Below are 25947 nucleotides of genomic sequence, written 5' to 3'. Positions count from 1 at the left end.
TCGGCGCGGGCGGAACGGCTGTGGTGCCACGGGACCCGGGCCCGCCGCGTCACCGGGGACATGCGCCCCTGGGCGGGAAGGGCCCTGGGGGTGCTGTCGGCCGTTCAGGCTGGTGCAGTCCTACCGACGGTGGTGCGGCCGCGTCCACGGGGTCCGCGCCGGCCAGAGCGTTGGGCAACTGGACGGGTGCCGCGCACCCGCCCCTCACCGCCGTCGCCGGCCCGCCCGCGTCAGAACTTCGGGACCGGCGCCTGCGCGTGCACCATCTCCGCGGCCTCCTCCTCGGTCTGCACCGAGGGCGGGGACCCCTCCAGCGGCTGCTGCGCCGTCTCCTTCATGAAGGCCACGGCGATCACACCGACCAGGGCGGCCGCCATCGCGTAGTACGCGGGCATCATGTCCGAGCCGGTCGCGCCGATCAGCGCGGTGATCACCAGCGGCGTGGTGCCGCCGAACAGCGAGGCCGACAGGTTGTAGCCGACCGACAGGGAGCCGTAGCGCACGGACGTCGGGAACATGGCTGGCAGCGCGGCCGACATGGTGCCGAGCAGGCAGACCAGGGACAGGCCGAGCATCAGCATGCCCGCCGACACCGCGAGCAGGCTGCCCTGCCGCACCAGCACGAACGCCGGCGCGGACAGGACGAGGAAGCCCAGCATGCCGGCCATCAGCAGCGGCTTGCGTCCGTAGCGATCGTTGAGCTTGCCGACCTGGTTGATGATCAGCATCAGCACCACCATGGTGGCGACCAGGATCAGCAGCCCGTGCGACTCCTTGTAGTGCAGTTCGTCGGACAGGTACGTCGGCATGTACGACAGCAGCATGTAGTCGGTGATGTTGTAGGCGCCGACCAGGGCGATGCACAGCACCAGGGGCCGCCAGTGCTGCCGGAAGATCTTGGCGAGGTCGCCGCGGGCCGTGGTCTCGACCTGGTTCGCCGCCTCGGAGGCGCGGAGGTTGCCCTCCCCCAGCTTGAGGTAGGCGGGGGTGTCGTCCAGCTTCAGCCGCAGGTAGATGCCGACGATGCCCAGCGGTGCTGCGATCAGGAAGGGGATGCGCCAGCCCCAGGCGTCCATGGTGTCGGAGCCCAGCCAGGCGGTGAGCGCCACGACCAGGGTGGCCGCGCCGGTGTAGCCGGCGAGCGTGCCCAGCTCCAGGAAGCTGCCGAAGTAGCCGCGCCGCCGGTCGGGAGCGTACTCGGCGATGAAGGTGGAGGCGCCGCCGTACTCGCCGCCGGTGGAGAAGCCCTGGAGCAGCCGGAAGAGGATCAGCAGCAGCGGCGCCCAGAAGCCGACCGCCGCGTACGACGGCAGCATGCCGATCGCGGCCGTGCCGATCGCCATGAGGATCATCGTCAGGGCGAGGACCTTCTTACGGCCGATCTTGTCGCCCATCGGTCCGAAGACCATACCGCCCAGCGGACGCACCAGGAACGCCACGGCGAATGTGGCGAAGGACGACAGCAGCTGCACCGTCTCGTTCCCCGAGGGGAAGAAGACCCTGCCGATGGTGCCGGCCAGGTACGCGTAGATCCCGAAGTCGAACCATTCCATGGCGTTGCCGAGCGAGGCGGCCTTCACCGCGCGCTTCACCGCCCGCTCGTCCGTCACCGTGATGTCCGAACGCCGCAGCGGCGGGTTCCGCCGGCGGTGGATGGCACGGAACAGGGTCGGGTGGCGCCTGGCCGCCTCGGGAGGCGGAGTCGGGCCGTTGCCGGTGGGGGACGTGATGTCGTTCCTTTCCGGGACAGAACGGTGCAACGGGAACCTAACAGTGCTCCCGTGCGGGCGCCGTGGCGGGGGCGCCCGTTGGGGTCGTCACGGCCGCCGGTTCCGGTGTGTGTCCGGCCGGAGCCACGGGCCCGTGTTCCCGGGGCCCTCACCTGTATGCCTCCGCTGCGCTGGTCGCCCGGGCCGAGCGATGGTGCGGTGGGAGGCCGGGGGAGCAAGCGTGCCCGGTGCAGGTCGGCACCGGGCGGACCGTCCGTCCCACAGGAGGCACACGTGACCACCCCTCGCCCGCTCGTCCGGCCGGCCCGCGTCCTGGCCGCCGCCCTGGCCGCCGGCACGCTGTTCGCCACGGCGGCCTGTTCCGGCTCGGACGGCAGCGCCCCGCCCGAGTCGGACGCCTCGTCCACGGTCGCCGAGCGGGGCCTCGCCGCGCAGACCACCTCGCCCGCCGCGTCGTCGCCGGCCACGTCGGCGTCACCCTCGGACCTGAGCGAGGAGGGCGCCCGGAACGCGCTGATCACCCCGGCGGACATCGAGGACGACTGGACGCAGGTGCGGGACCCGCGCGAGTGGCGGGACACGCTGCTGGTGGGCAGCGTCGACGTGGCCGCGTTCGTCGACGGCCAGAGCGACGCGCAGGACTGCCAGCGCCTGGTCGACGCGCTGTTCGACGAAACGCTGCTGGGCAAGCCCACGGGGGCGTCCGCCGTCACCGGCTTCCAGCAGGGCGACTCCCGGCTGCTGTACCAGGTCGCCGCGTACGACAGGACGGAGCTCGACGACTCCATGCAGTGGCTGAGCGAGCTGCCCGACACCTGTGACCAGTTCACGCTGACCGGCGGTGACGCCGGGGAACGCACGGTGCAGGTCATCGAGACGTCGCTGCCGCAGGTCGGCGACAACCGGCAGGGCCTGACCGTGACGGTGAAGGGCGAGAGCGGCGGCGACCCCGTCACCCTGAGCCTGGACGTCGCGGCCGTGCAGATCGGCGCGGACGCGATCACCGTCACCAACGGCGGGCTCGACGGCGCCGACCACGACACCACGTCGGCCGCGGTGGAGCAGGGCACCCAGCGGCTGCAGGAAGTGCTCGCGGGGCGCACGCCGTCGCCGACGCCGAGCGGGATCAACTGACCGGGGCGGGCGGGTGACGGATCCGGCGGGTCTCCCGGACGGCGGGGCGGGTACCGGCGGCGGGCCGGGGGAGGACGGCGCGCCGTCCTCGGGCCCGGGTGACGACGCGCCCGGCGCGGGCGGCGGGCGGTACGGGCGGGAGCTCTTCCCGCCCGGGGACCCGCACGAGTCGGAGCGCATCGACGCCGCCGCCCTGGTCTACGACCCGGTCACCACCCGGCGGCTGAGCGAGCTGGGAGCGGGTCCGGGCATGCGGTGCCTGGAGGTCGGGGCGGGCACGGGAACCGTCGCGCGGTGGCTCCTGGAGGAGGCCGGGGTGGCGGAGGTCGTCGCACTCGACCGGGACACCCACGCCCTGACCGCCTGGGAGCTTCCGGGACTGCGGGTGCTCACCGCGGACGTCACCGACGAGGACCTGGACCCGGGCCGGTTCGACCTGGTGCACGCCCGGTTCGTGCTGATGCACCTGCCGGCGCGCCGAAGGCTCGTCCACCGTCTGGCAGGCCTGCTCCGTCCGGGCGGCGTGCTGGTGCTCGGCGACGCGGTGGACCTGCCCGACACCCTCGACCGCTCCTCCGCCTACCGGCGCACCATGGACGCCATGTGGGCGGCGCTGTGGGCGACGATCGGCACCGACATCACGGAGGTGCCGGCGTACCCGCGTTACCTCCGTGAGGAGGGCCTGCGCGACATCGGCGCGGAGGTGGTCTGCCCGCCCCTGGTCCCGGGCGGCCCGGCGGCCCACTTCTGGTCGGACACGTGGCGGCGCATGCGTCCGGAACTGGAGGCGACGGGGCTGGTGGACGCGCGCGTGGTGGACGAGGCACTGGCGTACCTGGAGTCGCCGGTGCTGGCGGAGGTGGGTCCGGGGATGGCGATGGTGTGGGGGCGCCGCGCGTATTAGAGGTCCGGGGACCCGTCTGCGAGGAGCCGGTCCACGGCGAGGGCGGGGACGGTGCGTCCGGCGTACCCGGTGGTCGTGGTGGCGGCGAGGAGGGAGTTCAGGACGGCCTCCTCCACGGCGTCGAGGACCGCCTCGAAGAGCGGGCTCAGGCCGGCGTCGGCGGGCGGGGACGCGGTGCCGGGCCGGGCGGTGGTGAAAGCCACGGCGTAGTCACCGCTGCCGTGGCTGTAGGCCGCGCCCGTCCGGGCGAGGGCGAACACGGCCCGGCGGGCGACGCGGGTGAGCTGCCGGGCGTCGAGCGGGGCGTCCGTCGCGACGACGATCATGCAGGACCCGGTCCCGGAGGCCGGTCCGGGGCCGTCGAGGGTGCGTCCGAGGACGCGCAGGGTGCCACCGAAGTTGGCCTGCACGAGGGCGCCGACGGTGAACCGGCGGTCCGCCACTTCCGGTGTGCGGGAGGACGTCCCGATGCCGGCCTTGAACCCGAGGGCGACGGTACCGGTTCCGGCACCGACACACCCCTCGGCCACGGGCCCGTCCGACGCCCGGTCCAGCGCGGCCCGCACATGCTCCTCACGCACGGGCCGACTGCGAATGTCGGACAGGTAACCGTCGTTGCACTCCCCGACGACGGGATTGAGACTCAGCACGCCCTCGCACCCGGGCTGTTCGAGCACCCACCCGACGAGCGCATCGGCGGCCCGGAACGCGGACAGGGTGGACGTGAGCAGCACGGGGGTCTCCAGCTCGCCGAGTTCGGCGAGCTGGGTGAAGCCGACGAGCTTCCCGTACCCGTTCCCGACGGACGCGCCCGCGGGAACCGCCGCTCCGGGCCGCACGCCGTCGGGCACGACGGCGGTCACCCCGCTGTGCACATCGGGCCGGGACCGAACGGTGGTGTGCCCGACACGGACTCCCGGCACGTCGGTGAGGGCGTTGAGAGGGCCGGTGGGGGTGGGGCCGATGACGATGCCGAGGTCACGGGCGCGGGGGCGGCGGGACGCATCCGGGTTCACAGGGCGAGACCGTACACAGGGTTCACCCACGTGTGGTACGCCTGGCTGCCGGGCGAGGGCTCACGACGTGTTGCGCAGGGCGTACATGTGGAGTTCGCTGCGGGCTTCCTCCGTGTCCACCCGCAGCCAGGAGCCGTCGCGGAAACGGATCAGCATGATCCGGGTCTCGAACTCGCCGCCGAAGGGGTCTTCCAGCGCGGCCTCCTCCGGGGAGAGCCGCGAGACGACCTGGGCGCGCTTGTCGCGTCCCAGGCCGACCCGCTGGGGCGGGGCCGCGAACGCGATCCCGTCCGGGCCGGCGAACAGCAGCCGCTCATGGTGGGTGGAGTGCCCGTACCAGCGCAGGAGGAACTGGCCGGCGGCGCCGTTCCAGTCACCGTCGAAGACGTTGTCCAGGCCGCCCCGCTCCACAGCCGCGTCCCTGCGCTTCTCGTCTTCCTTCCTGGCCCGGTGCCGCTCCTTCTCCTCCTTGGTGTCGAGGAAACGCTCCACCGCCTCCACCGCCCGGGCCAGAAGCATCAGCAGCCCCAGGAGCGGGAGGAACGGCGCGCCCAGAACGGTTCCCGCCAGGGCCAGCGGGGGTCGCCTGGCCGGGCGTGTCCGCGGATTGCCCGCGGCTTGCAGGATGTTCGCCGGGGGCTGCGGGATCTCCCCGATCCAGCACCATTCACCCGCCTCGGCTCGGACGCCGAGCCGGTTCGCGGTCTCGCTCTGCTTCGATCTGCGCGTCATGTCAGGGCTCCCTGGGTGTGCCGAGCGCGGGTGTGCATTCGGACATCGCGCGCTCAACCCAGCTTCGCCGACTGCGCCTTCACCACGGCCGGCGGCAGTTTCGCGTCCCGCCGTCCGGGTCGGGACGGCGGCACCGCTCATCGGCCTCGGCGTCGCCGGTGATGATAACGAACGGCGGTCACGCGGCCGGTCTCAGGGCGCGGGCGTCCCCGCGTCCGCCGCCGTCCCCCGCCCCGGCTGTTCCTTCTCCTCACTGGCCAGCCGGCGGGCCAGGGGCAGGCGCGACAGCGCCAGCACGCCCGCCGCGATCAGCGCGGCGCCCAGGATCTGCGGGATCAGCCACCAGCCGGTGCGGACGTACTCCGCGTAGACCGTGATCCCCAGCGCCAGGCTCACGCACGCGTCCCCCAGTGTCAGGGCCGGCTGGGAGGCGACCAGCGGGCCCGACTGCATCGCGTTCTCGAGGAAGAACAGCGCGCACACCCCGAACAGGGCGAAGCCGTAGGTCTGCCAGGTGGTGAAGAAGGCGGTGACGCCCCCGTCGTCGAGGGTGTGCATCGACGTCTTCATCAGCGCGGCCGTCATGGCGTACGAGATCGCCGTGGCGAGTCCGAAGCAGGCGGCCCGGCCGCGGCCCTCGGGGCGGCGGAGTGCGGCGACGACGAGCGCGGCGACGGCGGCGACGCACACGGCGACGGCCGGGATCCAGTGGGTCATCGGCACCTGCGTGCGGTTTCCCTCGGGCGAGGCCGCGAACAGGACGACACCGAGGCCCGCCACCACGGTGCCGACGGCCAGCCAGCCGGCGCGGGACAGCCGTCCTTGGAGCAGGGCGGCGGCGATGACGAGGGCGAGGGGCAGTTCAAGGACGAACAGGGGCTGGACGACGGTGATCGGGCCGGTCGCGAGCGCCACGGCCTGGCAGACACCGGCGGTGATCACGGCCACGATGCCGGCCAGCCAGACGGGCCGGCGCAGCAGGTCGAGGATCAGCCCGACGCGCAAACCCTCGGACTTGGGCACCGTCAGGGCGGCCTTGCGCTGGAGCACGGTCGCGAGCGCGTTGCTGAGCGCGGCGCCCAGCGCGAACAGGACCGGCAGCAACATGTCCACCCTCCACGACGAGTCGGTCCGCCCCCGGTCCCTGCCATGGTGACCGCCCCGCGGACGGCGCGCGAACGCGGGCGCGGGGCGGTCCGCCCGGTGTCATCCGGCGGAGCCCGCCGGAGTCGGCCCGTCGCGGCGCCGGGCGGCCCAGCGGTGGTACGCCTCCCGGGCGTCGGGGACGAACGCCTCGTCCCGCACCAGTTCCGCGAGCTGGGGCTCCGTCAGCCAGTCGTGCCAGGCGATCTCGTCCGGGTCGGGGGCGAACGGCCCGGTCACCACGGCCTCGTGCAGCCCGAGCCAGTACGGGCCGATCACCCCCGCGCACCGGAACTTGAGGACGAAGCGAGGCCGGGCCCGTACGCCCAGCTCCTCCGTCAGCTCCCGCGCGGCGGCCTCCTCGTAGGTCTCGCCGGGCTCGGCCGCTCCCCCGAGCATGAAGTTGACGCCGTGCGGGAAGCGGACGGCGTCACGCGGCCGGCGGTGCACGAGGATCCTCCCCCGCGTGTCCCGGCAGACGACCGTCGCGACGCGGTGCAGCCACCGCCTGCGGATCGCCTCGCCTCTGCCGACGACGCCGATCACCCGATCGTCGTCGTCCACCCGTTCGACCAGCTCCGTCATGATCACATGGTGGCCCGAGGGACCCTTTCCTGTCAGTCGTGCAGGCCGCGGGCCGCTGTCCAGGTGTCCGGACCGCCGCCGCGCCACTCGACGAGCGGGGAGTGCCGCAGCCAGTCGTCGTCGGTGTCCTCCATCCCGGCGAGCCGGAGGAACTCCACGACGTCCAGGAGGGTGTAGGCCATGCCCACGAAATGCGGCCCGGCGCGGACCCGGCGGCCGCCGTCACCGGCGGGCGGGTAGATCACCACGGTCTGCTGGTCGCTCGCCATGGGTCCAGCGTGCACGGGGCGGCAGGGGCGCGCATGGTGGCGCGGGCCCCCGTGAGAGCGGGGTCAGCCGATCACCAGGCCCGGCTCGGCAGCGGGCCGGCCTGGGAAGGAACGGTCGCCGAAGAGGATGCGCGCCGCCGCGGCGCGGCCGGGCGGGGTGCGCAGGAGAGTGAACGCCGCGGTGGTGGCGGCGGGGGTACGGAGGTGCGCGAGGCCGGTCCGCAGCGCCAGCCGGCCGCGGAAGCGGGAGCGCAGGGAGGCGCCGCTGTAGTGGGTCAGGGCGTGCCGGGTGCCGGTGCGCAGGGCGTCGTCGAGGACTTGGGCGGCCAGGTCGGACAGGCGCAGGCACGGGTCGAGGCCGCCGGCGGTGAGCGGGGACACCGCGCCGGCCGCGTCCCCGACGAGCAGGCCGTCCGCGCAGCCGATGCGGCGCAGCACACCGCCGACGGGTATCGGCCCGCCGCGCCGCTCCACCGTGTCGGGGCGGCGCGTGCCCTCCAGGCCGGGTGCGTGGGCGCTGAAGCGTTCCATGGCGCGGCGCAGGCCGTCGGGGAAGCGGTCGGCGTACCCGGCGACGCCGACATGGGCGTGCTCCCCGTCGTTGACCGCCCACGCCAGGTATCCCGGTGCGACCCGGGGGTCGAGGACGCAGTGGAAGGTGGGCGGCTCGCCGTTGGGGGCGACCGGGAAGACCTCTTCGGCCCCGACGAGCAGATGCCGGTTGCGGTCCAGGCCGAGGTCGCGGGCGACGCTCGACCTGGCGCCGTCGGCGCCGACGACGTACCGGGCGCGGACGCGGAACGGCCCCTCACGGCCGATCAGGTGGTACGTCCCTTCGTGACGGCCGGCGTAGCGGGTGCCCAGCGCGAGCCGTACGCCCGCCTCGACGGCGACCGCGGCCGACGTCTCGTACAGCCCGGCCATGTCTCCGACGCGGAACTCGTCCCGGTCGCTGACCAGGGCGACGGGGCGGCTCAGACCGGGCGGATAGAGCAGCATGCGCCGGATCGGCGGGCCGAGATGGCGTTCGGGCAGCGGGAAGTCGTCGAGCGTCTTGCGCACGAAGATCCCGGTGGTCCGGATCGCACCGGCCAGGGTGGTGCGCCGGTCCACGAGGAGGACGTCGTGACCCTGCCGGGCGAGCCGCGTGGCGACGTGCAGCCCGGCCAGTCCGGCGCCGACGACCAGCACGTCGGTACGGGTCGCGCCCCCGGGGTGCGGACGGGCGGCGGGTGCGGGGGCAGGGGTGACTGAGGACATGGGGCACTCCAGGGCTCGAGGCGTGGACAGGGGTGCGACGCCGAGGACAGCGCGCACACCTTCGCACCGATCGAATGACGATGGGAAGCTATCGAAATTCGATATGTGCGGCAAGTGCGGGTCCCCTTCGTGCGGGGCCATCAGGGTGGCCGCGGGCCGTGTCGGGCACCCGTCCCCCGAGGGCGCTGGCCATCCTGGGCCGTGCGGCGCCTTCCGGAGCGAACAAGGAGTACGGCATGTCCATGGACTCGGTCGAGCGTTTCCTCACGGCCCTGGACCCGGAGCACCGGGAGGCCGTCAGCGCGAAACCCCACGAGGAGCAGCAGCGACTCGCCGACGCCTGGGAGCGGGAGCTGGCGGACGACACGGAACTGGACACCCTGGACGAGCTCTCCCCGCCGGCCGCGGAGGCCGAGGCGGCCCGCCGCGTCCTCGGCCTGGAGACCGGGTGAGGGTCACCCCCGGTACCGGCGCCCCCTTCGGTCGCCGACGCCCCGGTGGGTCCCGGTCAGTTCCCCACGCCCAGCGTGGACATGAAGGCGGCCGGGTAGCGGTCCCCGCGTGCCGACCCCGGCGGCACCGCCTTCTCGATCTCCGCCAGGTCGTCCGCGGTGAGCTCCACGTCGAGCGCCGGCAGCGCCTCCGCCAGCCGCTCCCGCGTACGGGCGCCGACGAGCGGCACGATGTCCTCGCCCTGCGCCGCCACCCACGCGATGACCAGCTGGGCGACGGTGCAGCCCTTCGCCTCGGCCACCCCGCGCAGCGCCTCGACGAGGGCGAGGTTGTGCTCCACGTTCCCCGCGGTGAACCGGGGACCGGCCGCGCGGTGGTCGCCCGGCCGGCCGGCGCGGTCCGGCGACCAGTGCCCTGAGATCAGCCCGCGGGCGAGGACGCCGTACGCGGTCAGGCCGATGCCCAGCTCGCGCAGGGTGGGCAGGACCTCCGCCTCGACGGCGCGGGAGATCAGCGAGTACTCGATCTGCAGGTCGGCGACGGGATGCACCTCGTGCGCCCGCCGTACGGTCTCCGCGTCGACCTCGGAGAGGCCGAGGTGCCGTACGTAGCCGGCCTCGATCAGTTCCTTGACCGCGCCGACGGTCTCCTCGATCGGCACGTCGGGGTCGCGCCGGGCGGGCCGGTAGATGTCGATGTGGTCGGTGCCGAGGCGGGTCAGCGAGTGGGCGAGGAAGTTCTTCACCGCGGCCGGGCGGCCGTCGACCCCGCCGAACGTCGGGCTGGGACCGCTCAGCATCCCGAACTTCACGCTCAGCACGTAGCTGTCCCGGTCCCTGCCGCGCAGCGCCTCCGCGAGCAGCAGTTCGTTGTGGCCCATGCCGTAGAAGTCGCCCGTGTCGATCAGGGTGACTCCGGCGTCCAGAGCGGCGTGCACGGTCGCGATGCTCTCGGCGCGGTCGGCCTCGCCGTACGACCCCGACATGCTCATCGCGCCCAGGCCGAGCGCGGAGACCCGCGGTCCGGCGCTGCCCAGTGTGCGTGTGCGCATCATGTGCTCCCTAGTCGTCCTGTCGCCTTGCCGTAGGTCTGCAAGGACTGCCTCCACTGTGTTCCGGCGGCGAGGCGGGCGGGAGCGGAGCGTTCATCATGGGAGCGCCGCTCCCTGGATGGGAGTCCGGCCGCGCGGGACCATGAGGGCGTGGAACGAGAACAGCTCGCCGACTTCCTGCGCCGCCGCCGTCAGGCGATCCGCCCGGCCGAGGTGGGCATCGCCGACGGACCCCGGCGCCGCACGAGCGGACTGCGCCGCGAGGAGGTGGCGATGCTCGCCGGGATGTCGGTGGACTACGTGGTCCGTCTGGAGCAGGGCCGCAGCAGTCAGCCCTCGGCGCAGCTGCTGGTCGCGCTGGCCCGCGCGCTCCGGCTGTCCGACGACGAGCGCGACCACCTGTTCCATCTGGCGGGTCACCGGCCCCCGCCCGCGGACGGCACGGCCCGGCTGGCCCGCGCGGGGCTGGTGCGGATGCTCGACCTGCTCGGCGACACCCCGGCCGCGGTGCTGTCCGACCTCGGGGAGATGCTGGCGCAGAACCGCGCGTCCCTGTTGCTGGCGTCGGACCTCACCCGCTTCCGCGGCGACCGCCGCTACATGATCTACCGCTGGTTCACCGAGGCGGAGGCCCGCGCCGTCTGCCCGCCGGAGGACCGGGAGCTCAGTGGCCGCGGGCTGGTCGCCGACCTGCGGGCGGCCGCCGGACGCCGGGCGGGTGACCCGGTGGTGGCCGGGCTGGTCGAGCGGCTGGAGGCCGCCAGCCCCGAATTCCGCGCGCTGTGGGCCGAGCACGAGGTCGCGGTCCGGCGCGCGGACCGCAAGACACTGCTGCATCCCCGGGTCGGCCGGCTGCTGCTGGACTGCGAAACGCTGGTCACCCCCGACCAGGGGCAGGAACTGCTGGTGCTCACCCCGGCGGACGACGAGACCCGCGAGCGCATGGAGCTGCTGAGGGTGCTCGGCAGCGAGGAGTTCCCGGCGGGGACGGCGGACCGCGACGGCCGGTGACGTGCGCACGCGGAGGTGCGGCGCGATGCGAGCGCCGAGGAGGCGGTCGTCCGGGCCCGTGGGCAGCTCGCTGTTCCTCCGGTCCGGTCAGTCACGTGCGCGGTTCCGCGTGTGATCCGGTCCGACGGACGGTTCCGCGCGTCGCCCCGCGCGGTGCCGCAGGCACGACAGGACCACGACGAACGGCCACAGCGACTGCACGGCCGTCACCACGCGTTCGGCGACGCCCGCCATGCCGTGGCGGTGCATCTCGACGAGGAACCACACCGCTCCCGCGACCATCACGGTGGTCGCCGCGAAGGACGGCAGCGGCCGCAGGGCCCATGGCGTGGCGCTGCCCGCGGTCGCGGCGAGGACGGGCCACAGGGCGAGCAGCGTGAAGCCGACGGCGGCCACCGATCCATGCCTCAGTGAGCCTCCACTGCTCGGGGCGGGGACCATCGCCACGACCAGTGCGGCCACTCCCCCGCCGGCCAGCGCCACCCGGCCCGCCGCCGCGGCCGCCCGCAGTCCCCACGCGGTGAGCAGATGACAGACGCCCACGGCGAGGAACGCCCCGGTCATCACCCAGGAGCCCGAGGCGCCGTACGCCGCGAGGACGCTGATCGTCTGGGTCACCGGGTCGTAGCCCGACCCCTCCAGTGCCGCCGAGATCACCCAGCCCGCGATCAACAGCACCGGCGCGCACCCCGACGAGAACAGGACCCACCTGGGAACAAGCAGCATCGGACCACCTTATGCGGATCAATCCACCCGCACCGTCCCAATTCGACATCATCCGACTCATCCCGAGATGAGCGGTTCGTCTCATCGGCGTAAGGTGATTGCCGTGCATCCGGCCGTGGGTCCGAGCTGCGGCCGCAGTCCCTCCGGCCGGCCGGAATCCGCCCGCGCGCCCTGCCGCGCGCCGGCGGTCGCGTACCGGCCCGGCCGCCTCAGCCCCATCATGCGGAGGACCAACCATGGGCACGGTGACGACTTCTGACGGGACGGTCATCTTCTACAAGGACTGGGGTCCGCGCGACGGACAGCCCCTCGTCTTCCACCACGGCTGGCCGCTCAGCTCCGACGACTGGGACGCCCAGATGCTGTTCTTCCTGCAGCACGGCTACCGGGTGATCGCCCACGACCGGCGTGGCCACGGACGCTCCGACCAGACGGCCGACGGGCACGAGATGGACACGTACGCGGCCGACGTCGCGGCGCTGACCGACGCGCTCGACCTGCGCGACGCCGTGCACATCGGGCACTCCACCGGCGGCGGCGAGGTGGCGCGGTACGTGGCGCGCGCCAAGCCGGGCCGTGTCGCGAAGGCGGTGCTCGCGGGCGCGGTGCCGCCCGTCATGGTCAAGTCCGAGAGCAACCCGGGCGGCACGCCGATCGAGGTCTTCGACGGGTTCCGCAGCCAACTCGCCGCCAACCGCGCCCAGCTCTACATCGAGATCGCCTCCGGCCCGTTCTACGGCTTCAACCGGCCGGGCGCGGAGGTCTCCCAGGGGCTGATCGACAACTGGTGGCGGCAGGGGATGACGGGCGCGGCGAACGCCCACTACGAGTGCATCAAGGCCTTCTCGGAGACCGACTTCACCGAGGACCTGAAGAAGATCGAGGTTCCGGTGCTGGTCATGCACGGCACGGACGACCAGATCGTGCCGTACGACGACGCGGCGCCGCTGACGGTGAAGCTCCTGAAGAACGGCACGCTGAAGAGCTACGAGGACTATCCGCACGGCATGTTGTCGGTCTATCCCGACGAGCTGAACAACGACATCCTGGAGTGGCTCAAGTCGTAGCGGGCGGTGACCGGTCGGCCCCGCTCCGGCCCCTCACGGGCGCCGGGGCGGGGCCGCTGCTCACGGCCGGGCGCCCGGGCCGCGGAGGCGCCCCGGCCGTCAGCGGAGCGTGGAAGATCGCCGTGCGGGGAAGGGACTGTTCCGTACGCCGCCGGACGCGCCGTGAGCGTGCCTAGGGACGGCGGAACCGGGGAGGGCGGGAACACACCGAATTGCTGCAGCATCGTCATGTCGTCATCGTCATGTCGTCCCGCACCGCCCTTGCCCCCGTGACGCCCGGCCTTCCCGCAGTGGGCGGACGGACCGCGCGGGAGGCTCAACAGGTCACGCGGCGCGCCGCCCAGGCGGCCTCCTCGGTGTGAACGGGCGCAGCCCGCGGACGGAGGAGAATGCCGGTGACCAGGTTTCCCGGGTGCGGGCAGCCGTGAGCGGGTGTGCGAGGTGAGGGCGGATGGAGCGGCGGGAGCACCACGTCGGGGTGCTGGTCTTCGACGGGATGAAGATGCTGGACCTCTCCGGCCCCGCCGAGGTGTTCAGCGAGGCGAACCGGTTCGGCGCCGCCTACCGGCTGAGCATCGTCTCGGTCGGCGGGAAGCCGGCGCGGTCGTCGATCGGCGTGCCGGTGCCGGCCGACGCGGACGCGCTGGACGCCCCCGCCTTCGACACCTTCCTGGTGGTCGGCGGCGACGCGCTGCCCACCTCCCCCGTCGGCACCCAGCTCAGCTCCGCGGCGGCGGGGCTGGCCGCACGGGCGGGCAGGGTCGCGTCGATCTGCACGGGAGCCTTCGTGCTCGGCGCGGCCGGTTTGCTCGACGGCAGGCGGGCCACGACGCACTGGCAGCACACCGCGCTGCTGGCCCGCCGCCACCCGGCCGCCCGCGTGGAACCCGACGCGATCTTCGTCAGGGACGGCGACACGTACACCTCGGCCGGAGTCACCGCGGGCATCGACCTGGCACTGGCCCTGGTGGAGGACGACCACGGGCCCGATCTGACGCGCGGTGTCGCCCGCTCGCTGGTGGTGTACATGCAGCGCGCGGGCGGTCAGTCGCAGTTCTCCGCGTCGCTCCAGGGACCCGCCCCGCAGACACCCGTGCTGCGGCTCGTGCAGGACGCGGTGCAGGCGGATCCGACGGGCGACCACACGGTGGATTCCCTCGCGGCGCGCGTCGGGGTGAGCCCGCGCCATCTGACCCGGCTGTTCCGCGCGGAGCTGGACACCACGCCGATGAGGTACGTGGAGCTGATCCGCTTCGACATGGCGAAGGCCCTGCTGGACGCGGGGCACAACGCGACGGAGGCGGCGGCCCGTTCCGGTTTCCCCAGCTACGAGAGTCTGCGGCGGGCCTTCGCACGCCATCTGGGGGTGTCTCCTACGCGGTACCGGCAGCGGTTCGCCTCGACGAGGGCGGACGCGTCCTGACCGCTCGGGCCTCGGTGTCCGGTACGGGCGCCGGGCTTCGGTGTCCCGTGCGGCCGCGGGGCCCGGTGTCCGTTTCCGAGGGGTTGTCGGCCGTCCGTGAGCGGCAGCGGGCGGGCCCGTCGTCGCAGGCTGGAGGTGTTCCGGTCACCCACAACACCTTGGAGGCAGTCATGAGCGAGAAGATCGCCGGTGTCGCGATCCCGGACAGCACCCTGACGCGGGAGGCGACCGAGCTGATCCGCGACACCACCCCGCCGCTGATCTACCACCACTCCCGTCGGGTGTTCCTGTTCGGCAGCCTCCAGGCCGCCGCGCGCGGGCTCACCCCCGACCCCGAACTGCTCTACGTGGCCGCCCTGTTCCACGACACCGGCCTGGTGGAGCCGTACCGCTCCGACGACCAGCGGTTCGAGATGGACGGCGCCGACCAGGCCGGTGCCTTCCTGCTGAGCCACGGACTGTCCGAGGCCGACGCGAACACGGTGTGGACGGCCGTCGCCCTGCACACCACCCCGGAGGTGCCGTACAAGATGGCCCCCGAGGTCGCGGCCACGACCGCGGGCGTGGAGACGGACGTCCTGGGCCTGAACCTGGACAACATCACCCGCGCACAGATCGACGAGGTCACCGCCGCACACCCCCGGCCGGACTTCAAGCGCCAGATCCTCCAGGCGTTCACCGACGGCTTCAGGCACCGCCCCGGCACCACCTTCGGCACGGTCAACGCCGACGTCCTGGAGCACTTCGTCCCCGGTTTCCGCCGTATCGACTTCGTCGACGTCATCCAGAACTCGGCGTGGCCCGAGTAGCCGGGGCACGGGCCCCTGAGGTCACCTGCCGTACGCCTCGCCGCGGGGCAGCGGTCCGACACCGGGACGGCGGCCGGGGCGCAGAGCGGCGTGGCGCTGCCCGGGTCCGAGGCCGCTGCTCCGGCGGGCCAGGGCGTCGGCGACCACGCCGGTGACGAAGGCGTAGACGGTCTTGTGCAGGACGTCGACGGCCAGTTCCCTCCGCGGCCAGGTGGGCGGCGGCGCGCCGACCCCGGTGGCGTTCTCGAGAATCTGGTCGTTGGTGAGACGTACGACGGTGAACTTCGCCGAGGCGAGCGGTCCGCGCAGTCCCGCGTGGGCCATGACCGAGCGCAGCACGCCGAGAGCGGCGGCCTGGCCGAAGTGCATGGCCCAGTTGACGGGCAGCGGCTGCTTGCCGGGGTGCTCCGGCAGACCGGACAGGCGTTGCAGGACCCGGGCGGGCACGTGCGAGTCGGGTCGTCCGGTGACGGCCTGCTCGAGTTTCTCGCCGAGGGTCATCACGACGCCTCCGGCGGTGCCGGCGATCAGTCCCTGCCACAGCGCGCGCTTGAACATGCCGGTGCGGGTACCCACCGGACGCCCCTCGACGCGGCCCGCACGGCGATTCCCCCGGGCTGCGGTCCGGGTGGCCGACAGGTCCCCGTACGTGCCGTACGCCGAGGTGAGCGGGTCCGAGGCGGAGGCCGACGGGTGCGCGGGGCATGCTCGGGGTGGAGCGACACCGATCCCCCACGGTGCCGCTTCCCTTCCCCGCGCGTCACGGGGTGTGCCCGTCCGTCCCGTCCGTCCCGTCCGGCCCGTCCGGCCTTCCCGGCGACCGGGCGATCTCCTGCTGGGCCGCCTCGATGATCCGCAGCACGGCCGCCGCTGCGGCGTCCGGGTCACGGGCCTCGACGGCCCGGACGACGGCGCGGTGGCCAGGCAGCGAGGCCTCCGCCGCGCCAGGGGTCTGTGTGCTGATGTCGAAGCTGTGCTGCAACGCGATCTCCACGGCGCGGCCCAGGGAGCCGAGCAGCCGGTTGCCGCCGGCGTCCAGCAGGGCCCGGTGGAAGGCGATGTCGGCCTCGACGTAGCCGCCGCGCTCGGGTGACGCCGCCGCGGCCTCCATCGCGGCCAGGGCGTCGTTGAGGGCACGTACGTCGTCGGGGCCGGCCCGTTCGGCGGCCAGGCGGGCCGCCTCGGGTTCGACGATGCGGCGCAGTTCGCCCGTGTCGCGCAGCAGGGCCGCCGCGTCACCGGCCTGCTTCCAGCGCAGGACGTCCGGATCCAGGTGGTTCCAGTGGTCCGGGGGCAGCACACGCGTGCCGGTGCGTGGCCGCACGCGCAGCACGCCCTTGGCCACCAGCGACTTGACCGCCTCCCGCAGCACCCCGCGGCTCACGCCGATCTCCGACGCGAGGGCGTCCTCGACCGGCAGCGGATCGCCCGGCTGCCACACGCCGGCCACGATGCGCCGTCCGAGTTCGTCGGCCACGCGCTGTTGCATGGTCGGGAAGTTCGTGTCGATCTCCGCCCACCCCCTGGACGCCATTCATCGAATCATTTAATGATTGAGGTCCAGGGTAGCGGGGCCCGCGCCTCGGCCACGCCCCATCCGCACAGCGGACGACGCCGGAGCCACGGGAGTGTGCACATGACCGACCGTCGGAACTCGAACCGCCGCAGTCAGGCCTGGTTCGGCGCGCGAGGACGCAGCGGGATGCTGTACCGCTCGTGGATGCGCAACCAGGGCTTCGGGCACGAGGTGTTCGACGGACGTCCGGTCATCGGCATCGCGACCAGCGCGTCCGAACTCGCGCCGTGCAACGCGCACTTGACGCGTGTCGCGGAGGCCGTGAAGCGCGGGGTGTGGCAGGCGGGCGGCCTGCCCCTGCAGTTCCCCACCATGGCGACCGGCGAGACGCTGATGCGCCCGACGGCCATGCTGTACCGCAACCTCATGGCGATGGAGGTCGAGGAACTGATCCGCGCCAACCCGCTCGACGGGGTGGTGCTGCTGTCCGGCTGCGACAAGACCACCCCCGCCATGCTGATGGGCGCCGCGAGCGTCGACCTGCCCGCGGTGATGGTGACCGGCGGGCCGATGCTCAACGGCAAGTACCGCGGCCAGGACGTGGGTTCGGGCACCCATGTGTGGAAGTTCGAGGAGGACCTGAAGACCGGGCGGATGACCGAGGAGGAGTGCTTCTTCGCCGAGGGGTGCATGGCGCGCTCGAACGGTCACTGCATGACGATGGGCACGGCCTCGACGATGGCGTGCGTGGCCGAGGCGCTCGGCATGCAGCTGCCGGGCTCGGCGGCCTGGCCGGCGGTCGACTCGCGGCGGATGGAGACCGCGCAGGCGGCGGGGCGGCGCATCGTCGACATGGTGGAGGAGGAGCTGCGGCCCTCGAGGATCCTCACGCGGGAGGCGTTCGAGAACGCGATCCGGGTCAACGCGGCCATCGGCGGTTCCACCAACGCCGTCATCCATCTCACGGCGCTCGCCGGACGCGTGGGCGTCGAGCTCGGCCTGGACGACTTCGACCGGCTGGTCCGCGAGGTGCCGACGCTGGTGAACCTGATGCCGAGCGGCACGTACCTGATGGAGGACTTCTGTTACGCGGGCGGGCTGCCCGCCGTGATGGCCGAACTGCTCGGCGGCGGGCTGCTGCACGGCGGTCCGGTCACGGTCACCGGACGCACCGTCGCCGAGAACACCGCGCGGGCCGAACGCGTCGACTCCGACGTCATCACCCCGCTCGACGCGCCCTTCCAGCCGGCCGGCACGGGCATCGCCGTCCTGCGCGGCAACCTGTGCCCGGACGGAGCGGTCATCAAGCAGTCCGCCGCATCGCCGCACCTGCTCACCCACCGGGGACCGGCTCGCGTCTTCGACTCCCCCGAGGCGTACCACGCGGTCGCCGACGACCCCGGTCTGGATGTCGACGAGAACACCGTCATCGTCATCCGCAACGCCGGCCCCAAGGGCTACCCGGGCATGCCCGAGGTCTCCAACGTGCCGCTGCCCGCGAAGCTGCTGAAGGCCGGAGTCACCGACATGGTGCGCGTCTGCGACGGCCGGATGAGCGGTACCGGGTACGGCACGGTCGTCCTTCACGTGACGCCGGAGGCCGCCGTCGGCGGACCCCTCGCCCTGGTGCGCGACGGGGACCCCGTCGTCCTCGACGTCCCCGGCCGCACCCTGCGCCTGGACGTGGACGACGCCGAGCTCGCCCGGCGCAGGCAGGAGTGGACACCGCCCGCCGAGCGGTACACGAGCGGCTACACCTGGCTCTACACCCAGCACGTCGAACAGGCCGACCGGGGCGCCGACTTCGGATTCCTGCGCGGCGGACGCGGCCACGAGGTCCCCCGGGACTCCCACTGACTGACACCCGGGCCCCTTCTGTCGTGAGGAGAGCATCGACCGTGGAATCGGCAGCAGCGCGCCCCCGTCCGGTCCTCACCGCCGGCTCCGTCCTGCCGGAGGACGCCGGCCGGGCCGCCCTCGTCGCGCGCGTCCACGACCCGGAGGCGGGCGGACCGTGCGTGGCGGCCGTGCGGGGCGATCAGGTCGTCGATCTGACACCCGTCGCGCCCACCGTCTCCGCCCTGCTGGAACGCGATGACGCGGCGGAGGCGGTACGGGAGGCGGACGGCGGACGACGTTGGCGCCTGGACGACCTCCTGGCCGCCCGGCCCGGCCGATCTGACGTGCCGCACCTGCTGGCCCCCGTGGACCTCCAGGTCATCAAGGCGGCGGGAGTCACCTTCGCGCGGAGCCTGCTGGAACGCGTCATCGAGGAACGCACGGGTGGTGACCCGGCGCAGGCGGCGCGGGTTCGGGAGCGTGTGGTGCGGTTGGTGGGCGGCAGGCTCGACGACATCAGGCCCGGCTCGCCGGAGGCGGCGAAGGTCAAGGACCTGCTGGTCGCCGAGGGGCTGTGGTCGCAGTACCTGGAGGTCGGCATCGGACCGGACCCGGAGGTGTTCACCAAGGCGCCGGTACTGTCGGCCGTCGGTACGGGCGCGGACATCGGCGTGCTCCGCGCCTCCGTGTGGAACAACCCCGAACCGGAAGCGGTCCTCGTCGTGGACTCACACGGCCGGGTACGGGGCGCGACCCTCGGCAACGACGTCAACCTCCGCGACGTCGAGGGCCGGAGCGCCCTCCTCCTGTCCCGCGCCAAGGACAACAACGCGTCCTGCGCGATCGGCCCGTTCGTCCGCCTGCTCGACGACGGCTTCGGCATCGACGCGGTACGCGACCTCGACATCGGCCTGCGCATCGAGGGACCGGACGGCTACGTGCTGAGGGGCAGCAGTTCGCTGCGCGAGATCAGCCGCGACGTACTGGACCTGGTGTCCGCGACGTACGGCGCCCACCACCAGTACCCGGACGGCTTCGCCCTGTTCACGGGCACCCTGTTCGCCCCGACGGAGGACCGGAAGGCCCCGGGTGAGGGCTTCACCCACGAGTACGGCGACATCGTGCGCATCTCCAGCCCGCGGCTCGGCGCACTGGTCAACACGGTGGTGCCCAGCGAGGAGGCACCGCCGTGGAGGTTCGGAGTGGGGGCACTGATGCGGAGCCTTGCACGGCGAGGGCTGCTGTAGGCGACGGGACATGTCACGGGAAGTCGTCGATCAGCCCCGGGACCGTCACACGGGGTGCGCGGCCCCTGACGTGTGCCGCGCACCCCGCGGTTCAGGTGGTGGCCGGCTTCTGCACGAACGTGGCGTGCAGGCGTCGTGTGTGGTCGACGTGGCGTTCCGCGCCGGTCAGTACAACCCGGGCCGTCAGGCGGAGGTCGGCGCTGGAGGCCGCCAGCCTCAGTTCCAGCACGCCCGGTTCGATCACGCGCCTGCCGTCGCGGCCCGTGAACGACGCGAGGTCCGCCGGGACCGTGACCGTCAGCCGTCGCGTCTCCCCCGCGTCCAGGGTGACCCGGGTGTAGCCGATGAGGCGTTGCACCGGCTGGACTACGGAGGCGACCGGGTCGTGCAGATACAGCTGGACGACCTCCGTGCCCGAGCGGTCGCCCGTGTTACGGACCGTGAAGGCGAGCGTGAACTCGCCGTCCGTCGGCGCTTCGCGGGCGTCCGCCGTCAGGTCGTTCCAGTCGAACCGTGTGTAGGACAGACCGTGACCGAAGGGGAACGCGGGGGTCGGGTCCACGCTGGACGCCTCGTTGGCGTGAGCCAGCGGCGCTCCGAGGTAGCTGCCCGGCTGGGAGCCCGGTGCGCGGGGCACGCCGACCGGGAGGCGTCCGGAGGGGTTGACCCGGCCGCTCAGCACCCCGGCGATCGCGTGCGTCCCTTCCTCGCCCGGGAAGAACGACTGGACGATCGCCGCCGACTCCGTCACCGCGCGGCCGAGCGCGTACGGCCGTCCGGCCAGCAGCACGGTCACCACGGGCGTCCCCGCGTCGAGCAGCGCGTCGAGGAGCTGCTGCTGCGCGCCGGGCAGGTCCAGTGTCTCGGCGTCGCAGCCCTCGCCGCTGGTGCCGCGCCCGAAGAGGCCGGCCCGGTCGCCGAGCGCCACGAGGGTGACGTCGGCCTCGCGGGCCGCCCGTACCGCCTCCTCCAGGCCGGAGAGGTCGCCGTCGTCCACGCCGGTGCCGCGGACGTACGTGATGTCGGCGTCAGGGAACTCCGCGGCGAGGGTTTCGCGCAGGGTGGGCAGGCCGATGCCCAGCGGTGTTCCGGGGTGGCGGACGCCGATGTGCTGGGGGAAGGAGTAGCAGCCCAGCACGGCGGTGGGTTCGTCGGCGTTGGGACCGATCAGGGCGATGCGGCGGGGCCGGTCGAGCGGCAGGGTCCCGTCGTTGCCGAGCAGCACCACCGCTTCCTCGGCGAGCGTGCGCGCCAGGGCGCGGTTTCCGGGGCTGTCCAGATCGACGCGGCCGCGCAGGGCCTCCGGGTCGTCAGGGTCCGTGCCGGCTAGGGCCGCCGGCAGGGGGTCCCAGTCCGGGTCGAGCAGGCCGAGTGCGATCTTCTGGGTGAGGACCCGGCGCAGGGCGCGGTCGACCAGTTCCCCGGGGACACGGCCGTCGGCGACGGCCTCGGTGAGCGGGACGCCGTACGTCTTGACGTTGGGCAGTTCGACGTCGATGCCGGCGCGGAGCGCGGTGCCGGCGGCGTCCGCCCAGTCGGCCGCGACACCGTGCAGGATCTTCAGGAAGGCGACGGCGAAGTAGTCGGCGACGACCGTGCCGTCGAAGCCCCAGGCGCCCCTCAGCAGGCCGGTGAGGAGGTCCTCGTCGGCTGCCGAGGGCACGCCGTCGGTGTCGGTGTAGGCGTTCATCACCGACCGGGCGCCGCCCTCGCGGATCGCCATCTCGAACGGTGGCAGCACCACGTCGGCGCGCTCCCGCGGCCCCATCGAGGCGGGCGCGAGATTGCGTCCGGCGCGGGAGGCCGAGTACCCGGCGAAGTGCTTGAGGGTGGCGACGATCCCGGCGGACTCCAGGCCCTGGACGTAGGCGGTGCCGATGGTGCCGACGAGGTACGGGTCCTCGCCGATGGTCTCCTCGACGCGGCCCCAGCGGGCGTCGCGCACCACGTCCAGGACGGGCGCGAGTCCCTGGTGGACACCGACGGACCGCATGTCGCGGCCGATGGCGGCAGCCATGCGCCGTACCAGGCCGGGGTCGAACGCGGCGCCCCAGGACAGCGGGACGGGATAGGTGGTGGCGCCCCAGGCGGCGAAGCCGGCCAGGCACTCGTCGTGCGCGAGGGCGGGGATGCCGAAGCGGTTGGAGGCGGCGACACGTGCCTGGGTGCGGGCCAGGGACAGCGCGCCCAGGGCGGGGTCGACCGGGATGGTGCCGAAGGGGCGGGTCAGCTGGCCCAGTCCGGTGGGCAGGAGCGCTTCGAGGTCGACGGCCTCCTCCATGTCGTGCTGGTGCGGGGCGACCTCGCCGCCGTCGGCGGAGGCGCCCACCCACACCCCGAACAGCTGGGCGGTCTTCTCCTCGAGGGTCATGGCGGCGATCAGCGCGTCGACGCGTGCGTCGACGGGGACGGTCGGGTCGTTCCAGAGGGAGAGGGCGGAGGGGTTCTCCGCGGCCACGTCGGCGTTCACTTTCCTCCTCCGCCCGCCCGGCCCCGTACCGGGGGCGGGCGGGCGTACCGGTGGTCGAGTGGGAGTCGGGGCGGGGCGCAGGGTCTCGCCGAAGCCGGTGTCGGTCAGGCCGGATCACGTCAGGTCAGCGGCTGAACCCCGCGGTCAGGCCGCTGAGGAGCTGGCGGCGGCCGAAGGCGTACAGCACCAGGACGGGCAGGGTGGTGAGGACGACGGCGGCCAGCACGGCCGGGACATTGACCCCGTACTGGCCCTGGAAGGTCCACAGGGCCAGCGGCAGGGTTCTGCGGTCGGGGCTCTGGGTGAGGACCAGGGGCAGCAGGAAGCCGTTCCAGATGGTCAGGGCGTTGAAGATGGACACCGTGAGGATGGCGGGCCGGGTGAGCGGCGCCGCGAGCCGCCACAGCGTCGTCCACTCGGTGGCGCCGTCCACGCGCATCGAGTCGAAGAGTTCCTTCGGCACGTCGCGGATGAAGTTGGCGAGGACCAGCACGGACAGCGGGATGGCGAAGGCGATGGACGGGAGGATCAGGGCGGGCAGGCTGTCGTAGAGGTGCAGCTTGATGATGATGAGGTAGACCGGGATGACCGTCGCCTGCAGGGGGATGGCCAGTCCCATGAGGAACAGCCCGTTCATGGCGCGCAGCACGCGCATGCGCCAGCCGCGGACGATGGCGTACGCCGCCATGAAGGAGACGAGGACCGCCGGTATCACCGCTCCCGCGGTCACGACGACGCTGTTCACGAAGTACTGAAGGAAGTCGGACTCGACGACCATCCGGTAGTTGTCCAGGGTCGGATCGGCCGACGGCACCAGCGGGTTGCTCGCGTAGTAGCGGCTGCGGTCCTTGAGGCTGGTGATGAGGGTCCAGTAGAGGGGTACGGCGACGACGGCCAGCCAGAGCCAGCCGGCCAGTCCGCCGGGCCAGTTGCGCCGGCGGGCCTCCGGGCGGGAGCGGTGCGGGCCCTGGGGGCGGGTGGTCTTCCGGGGCCGTCGGGTCTTGGTGAGCGTGGTCGTCACGTCAGGAGGCCCCCTCGAGCTGGCTCGCTGCGGCGTCCCGGCCTCCGAGGCGGCGCAGCAGCAGGGCGAGGGCGAGACCGACGAGGACGAGGATGACCGCGATGGCGCTGGCGGGTCCCATCAGGCTGGCCTGGAACCCCCGCTTGTACATGTCCAGTGCGAGGACGCGGGTGGCGTCGCCGGGGCCGCCCTCGGTCAGGACGAAGATGAGGTCGAAGAAGGTCAGCGACCCGACGACCATCAGGGTGGACGAGGTGATGACGGTGTACTTCAGCTGGGGCAGCGTGATGCTGAAGAACTGCCTGACCCGTCCGGCCCCGTCCAGCTGGGCTGCTTCGTAGAGGGACTTCGGGATCTGCTGGACACCGCCCTGATAGATCAGGGAGTGGAACGGAACGAACTGCCAGGAGACGACGAAGATGACGACGCCGAACGCGAGGCCGGGCCGCCCAAGCCAGTCCTGGCTGAGCGCTTCGATCCCCAGTCCGGCGCCGAGCCCGAAGTTCGGGTCGAGCAGCGCCTCGTAGGCGATGGCGATGGCGGCGGAGCTGAGCATCAGCGGGATGAAGTACACGACGCCCAGCACCGCCCGGTACCGTTGGCGTCCCGCGAGGAACGTGCCGAGCAGGATGCTGAGCGGTGTCTGCACGGCCCAGGACACGGCCATCACCAGGAACGTCACCCAGAGGGCGTGCGGCAGCCCGGGATCGGTGAGCACCGCACGCCAGCTGGTCAGCCCGGTCAGACGGATGGAGCCGATGCCGTCCCAGGTGGTGAAGCTCAGCGCGAAGACGCCTACGAGCGGTACGACGGCGAAGCCGGTGAAGAGCAGCAGTGCGGGCGTCGCCAGCCAGGGCAGGATGCTGCGCTGCGGGCGACGGCCGCTCCGCTCGCCGGTGAGCGTGCTCATGCGGCGGTGACCGCGTTGAGGTTGGAGGCGAACTGCTGGGGTGTTATGGACAGTTGGAACAGCTTGACGATGTTGTCGAGCAGCGTCTCCGCGGCGGTCGGGCTGAGCGCCTGGTCCCAGGACTGCACGAACACCTTGGCCTTGCTGGCGATGTCGTAGGTGAACTGCAGGAACTCGGCGTTGTCGGAGGCGGCCAGCAGTTTCTCCGTGCCCAGCCGGATCGGCACCGACCCGTTGCCGATCCACTGTTTCACCTCCTCCTCCTGGAGGATGCCGGTGGCGAAGAAGTCCTTGGCGGTCCTCTTCTGCTCGGCGCTCGCCTTGGCGGAGACGGACAGGTACTGCGCGGGGTTGCCGACGGTGTTGCTCAGGTCGCCCTTGCCGCCCTCGACGGCCGGGAAGGTCATGAAGCCGAGCGAGTCGCTGGACACGAAGTCGCCGCCGTCGGCCTTCTGGATGCCGTACGACCAGGCGCCGTGCAGCATCATGGCGGCGCGGTCGGTGTACAGCAGGGCCTGGTCGGCGTTGGAGTCCGCGGTGATGGAGGAGAATCCCTTCACGAACCCGTCGGCCTTCACCAGGTCCTGGAGCGCGGTGAGCGCCTTGATGGCGTCGGGGTGCGACCAGGCGTTCCTCTCGCCCTCGATGGCAGCCTGGAACACCTCGGGCCCGCCGATGCGGTCGAACAGGAACTCCAGCCACATCATGTTGGTCCACCGGGACTGCCCGCCGAGCGCGAAGGGGGCGATGCCCTTCGCGTTGAACTTCGGGACCAGGGCCATGATGTCGTCCCAGGTCTCGGGCGGATCCGCCTTGACCCGGTCGAACACCCGCTTGTTGTAGTAGAGGATGATCGGCTGCACCGTCTCGCACGGCATCGCGTAGATCTTGCCGTCGACGGTCGCCGCGCCGAACGAGGACGGGAACAGCCCCTTCTTGACGTCAGGGTTCTCGTCGAACCACGGGGTGAGGTCCTCGACCTGCCCGGCCTCCGCGTAGGCGCGCAGGGTGCCGCCGCCCCAGCCCCAGATGACGGTGGGGGCCTGACCGGCGCCGATGGCTGTCTTGATCTTCGTCTTGTAGGCGTCGTTCTGGTAGGTCGTGTCCTCGATCTGCGTGTCCGGATGAGCCTTGTTGAAGGCATCGACGACGCCGGCCCTGACGCCTTCCTGCGGCTGTCCGTTCAGGTACCAGTAGGTGGCGGCACCGCCCTTGCCGGGGCCGGAGGAGCCGCCGCAGGCGGCGAGCGCCGCGGAGACGGGCACGGCGGCCGCGAGGCCGAGAAGGGTACGTCGGGAGAGCGCCATGATTTTCTCCGCACTCGAGAGCCGTCGGGCTTCTCGTGAGTTGTGGAAAGGTTTTCGAAAATCACTTCGTCTAGCTCTGTTCGAGCAAGCTAGGTTTCGCGCTGATGCGGTGTCAATATGCGTGCATCAGCCTTGTGATGGGGGCATGTTCTGTGTGGGACAAGGACTTTGAGCGGTCCGACGCCGTCCCGGCCAAGTCCCGAAACCGTTTCGAAAAGAGCCGGTGAAAGGCGGTGATGACGCAACGGCTGCGGGCTGTCACACTGTCGGTGCGTTCCGTGCCGGGCCGTCGGGTCCGGCGCGGCCCTGCTCGCCGGACGATCC

The 25947-nt window shown here is 72.5% G+C and carries 24 protein-coding genes; 9 read left to right on the top strand and 15 right to left on the bottom strand.

Going from position 1 to position 25947, the window contains the following annotated elements:
* Positions 1 to 230: 230 nt before the first annotated feature.
* Positions 231 to 1730, bottom strand: coding sequence for a glycine betaine/L-proline transporter ProP (gene proP, locus ELQ39_RS31115; protein WP_242595694.1), 1500 nt, complete (start codon positions 1728 to 1730; stop codon positions 231 to 233).
* Between the two features lie 273 nt (positions 1731 to 2003).
* On the opposite strand from proP, the gene ELQ39_RS31110 reads away from it, so the two are divergent.
* Positions 2004 to 2864 (top strand): hypothetical protein, encoded by an 861-nt coding sequence (locus ELQ39_RS31110; RefSeq protein WP_242595256.1) that lies wholly within the window; start codon positions 2004 to 2006, stop codon positions 2862 to 2864.
* 13 nt (positions 2865 to 2877) lie between these two features.
* The gene (locus ELQ39_RS31105) at positions 2878 to 3768 is read left to right on the top strand and encodes a class I SAM-dependent methyltransferase (RefSeq protein ID WP_242595254.1); all 891 of its coding nucleotides are present in this window, start codon (positions 2878 to 2880) and stop codon (positions 3766 to 3768) included.
* Here the strand turns inward: ELQ39_RS31105 and ELQ39_RS31100 are convergent.
* From ELQ39_RS31100 to ELQ39_RS31075, 6 genes are all read right to left on the bottom strand, one after another.
* Entirely contained in the window at positions 3765 to 4784 is a 1020-nt protein-coding gene (locus tag ELQ39_RS31100; RefSeq protein ID WP_242595252.1) for a P1 family peptidase, read from the bottom strand. The two genes, ELQ39_RS31105 and ELQ39_RS31100, sit on opposite strands and share 4 nt — an antisense overlap.
* Positions 4785 to 4844: 60 nt before the next feature.
* The gene (locus ELQ39_RS31095; RefSeq protein WP_242595250.1) at positions 4845 to 5516 is read right to left on the bottom strand and encodes a hypothetical protein; all 672 of its coding nucleotides are present in this window, start codon (positions 5514 to 5516) and stop codon (positions 4845 to 4847) included.
* A gap of 192 nt (positions 5517 to 5708) precedes the next feature.
* Positions 5709 to 6623 (bottom strand): DMT family transporter, encoded by a 915-nt coding sequence (locus ELQ39_RS31090; RefSeq protein WP_242595248.1) that lies wholly within the window; start codon positions 6621 to 6623, stop codon positions 5709 to 5711.
* Between the two features lie 99 nt (positions 6624 to 6722).
* Complete coding sequence (locus tag ELQ39_RS31085) at positions 6723 to 7244, bottom strand: NUDIX hydrolase (RefSeq protein WP_242595246.1); 522 nt, start codon at positions 7242 to 7244, stop codon at positions 6723 to 6725.
* A gap of 32 nt (positions 7245 to 7276) precedes the next feature.
* Positions 7277 to 7513: a hypothetical protein gene (locus ELQ39_RS31080; RefSeq protein ID WP_242595244.1), complete on the bottom strand. Its 237-nt coding sequence runs from the start codon at positions 7511 to 7513 to the stop codon at positions 7277 to 7279.
* Positions 7514 to 7576: 63 nt separating this feature from the next.
* Positions 7577 to 8773, bottom strand: coding sequence for an FAD-dependent oxidoreductase (locus ELQ39_RS31075; RefSeq protein WP_242595243.1), 1197 nt, complete (start codon positions 8771 to 8773; stop codon positions 7577 to 7579).
* Positions 8774 to 9009: 236 nt separating this feature from the next.
* Between ELQ39_RS31075 and ELQ39_RS31070 the strand changes: the two genes are divergently transcribed.
* A complete protein-coding gene (locus ELQ39_RS31070) occupies positions 9010 to 9225 on the top strand; it encodes a hypothetical protein (RefSeq protein ID WP_190003299.1) in 216 nt (71 codons plus the stop codon).
* A gap of 56 nt (positions 9226 to 9281) precedes the next feature.
* Here ELQ39_RS31070 and ELQ39_RS31065 read toward each other — a convergent pair whose 3' ends face one another.
* Positions 9282 to 10277, bottom strand: coding sequence for an aldo/keto reductase (locus ELQ39_RS31065; RefSeq protein WP_242595240.1), 996 nt, complete (start codon positions 10275 to 10277; stop codon positions 9282 to 9284).
* 150 nt (positions 10278 to 10427) lie between these two features.
* Here ELQ39_RS31065 and ELQ39_RS31060 point away from each other — a divergent pair, with 150 nt between their 5' ends.
* Positions 10428 to 11288 (top strand): helix-turn-helix domain-containing protein, encoded by an 861-nt coding sequence (locus ELQ39_RS31060; RefSeq protein WP_242595238.1) that lies wholly within the window; start codon positions 10428 to 10430, stop codon positions 11286 to 11288.
* A gap of 87 nt (positions 11289 to 11375) precedes the next feature.
* On the opposite strand, the gene ELQ39_RS31055 is transcribed toward ELQ39_RS31060, so the two are convergent.
* Complete coding sequence (locus ELQ39_RS31055; protein ID WP_225640420.1) at positions 11376 to 12014, bottom strand: DUF998 domain-containing protein; 639 nt, start codon at positions 12012 to 12014, stop codon at positions 11376 to 11378.
* A gap of 236 nt (positions 12015 to 12250) precedes the next feature.
* On the opposite strand from ELQ39_RS31055, the gene ELQ39_RS31050 reads away from it, so the two are divergent.
* From ELQ39_RS31050 to ELQ39_RS31040, 3 genes are all read left to right on the top strand, one after another.
* Positions 12251 to 13081 (top strand): alpha/beta fold hydrolase, encoded by an 831-nt coding sequence (locus ELQ39_RS31050; RefSeq protein WP_242595236.1) that lies wholly within the window; start codon positions 12251 to 12253, stop codon positions 13079 to 13081.
* 451 nt (positions 13082 to 13532) lie between these two features.
* Positions 13533 to 14504: a GlxA family transcriptional regulator gene (locus ELQ39_RS31045; protein ID WP_242595234.1), complete on the top strand. Its 972-nt coding sequence runs from the start codon at positions 13533 to 13535 to the stop codon at positions 14502 to 14504.
* Positions 14505 to 14674: 170 nt separating this feature from the next.
* Positions 14675 to 15313 carry an HD domain-containing protein gene (locus ELQ39_RS31040; RefSeq protein WP_242595232.1) on the top strand — a complete coding sequence of 213 codons (639 nt, stop codon included), beginning with the start codon at positions 14675 to 14677 and terminating at the stop codon, positions 15311 to 15313.
* Positions 15314 to 15334: 21 nt separating this feature from the next.
* On the opposite strand, the gene ELQ39_RS31035 is transcribed toward ELQ39_RS31040, so the two are convergent.
* Together ELQ39_RS31035 and ELQ39_RS31030 are read right to left on the bottom strand one after the other, a co-directional pair.
* Positions 15335 to 15871, bottom strand: coding sequence for a hypothetical protein (locus tag ELQ39_RS31035; RefSeq protein WP_242595693.1), 537 nt, complete (start codon positions 15869 to 15871; stop codon positions 15335 to 15337).
* A gap of 202 nt (positions 15872 to 16073) precedes the next feature.
* Positions 16074 to 16847: a FadR/GntR family transcriptional regulator gene (locus tag ELQ39_RS31030; protein ID WP_242595230.1), complete on the bottom strand. Its 774-nt coding sequence runs from the start codon at positions 16845 to 16847 to the stop codon at positions 16074 to 16076.
* 102 nt (positions 16848 to 16949) lie between these two features.
* Here ELQ39_RS31030 and ELQ39_RS31025 point away from each other — a divergent pair, with 102 nt between their 5' ends.
* Positions 16950 to 18686 carry an IlvD/Edd family dehydratase gene (locus tag ELQ39_RS31025; protein WP_242595228.1) on the top strand — a complete coding sequence of 579 codons (1737 nt, stop codon included), beginning with the start codon at positions 16950 to 16952 and terminating at the stop codon, positions 18684 to 18686.
* A gap of 41 nt (positions 18687 to 18727) precedes the next feature.
* Entirely contained in the window at positions 18728 to 19915 is a 1188-nt protein-coding gene (locus ELQ39_RS31020) for a fumarylacetoacetate hydrolase family protein (protein WP_242595227.1), read from the top strand.
* A gap of 91 nt (positions 19916 to 20006) precedes the next feature.
* Here ELQ39_RS31020 and ELQ39_RS31015 read toward each other — a convergent pair whose 3' ends face one another.
* The 4 genes from ELQ39_RS31015 to ELQ39_RS31000 form a co-directional block, all read right to left on the bottom strand.
* On the bottom strand, positions 20007 to 22385 hold the full coding sequence (locus tag ELQ39_RS31015; protein ID WP_242595225.1) for a glycoside hydrolase family 3 N-terminal domain-containing protein: 2379 nt from the start codon (positions 22383 to 22385) through the stop codon (positions 20007 to 20009).
* A 124-nt stretch (positions 22386 to 22509) separates the two neighbouring features.
* Entirely contained in the window at positions 22510 to 23406 is an 897-nt protein-coding gene (locus ELQ39_RS31010) for a carbohydrate ABC transporter permease (protein ID WP_242595222.1), read from the bottom strand.
* 1 nt (position 23407) lies between these two features.
* Positions 23408 to 24316 (bottom strand): carbohydrate ABC transporter permease, encoded by a 909-nt coding sequence (locus ELQ39_RS31005; RefSeq protein WP_190003287.1) that lies wholly within the window; start codon positions 24314 to 24316, stop codon positions 23408 to 23410.
* Entirely contained in the window at positions 24313 to 25623 is a 1311-nt protein-coding gene (locus ELQ39_RS31000) for an extracellular solute-binding protein (RefSeq protein WP_242595220.1), read from the bottom strand. Before ELQ39_RS31000 ends, ELQ39_RS31005 begins: the two co-directional genes overlap by 4 nt.
* Between the last annotated feature and the right edge of the window lie 324 nt (positions 25624 to 25947).

The sequence above is a fragment of the Streptomyces sp. GB4-14 genome (assembly GCF_022696125.1).
Taxonomy (GTDB): Bacteria; Actinomycetota; Actinomycetes; order Streptomycetales; family Streptomycetaceae; genus Streptomyces; species Streptomyces werraensis.
This window is presented reverse-complemented; position numbering and strand designations above follow the sequence as displayed.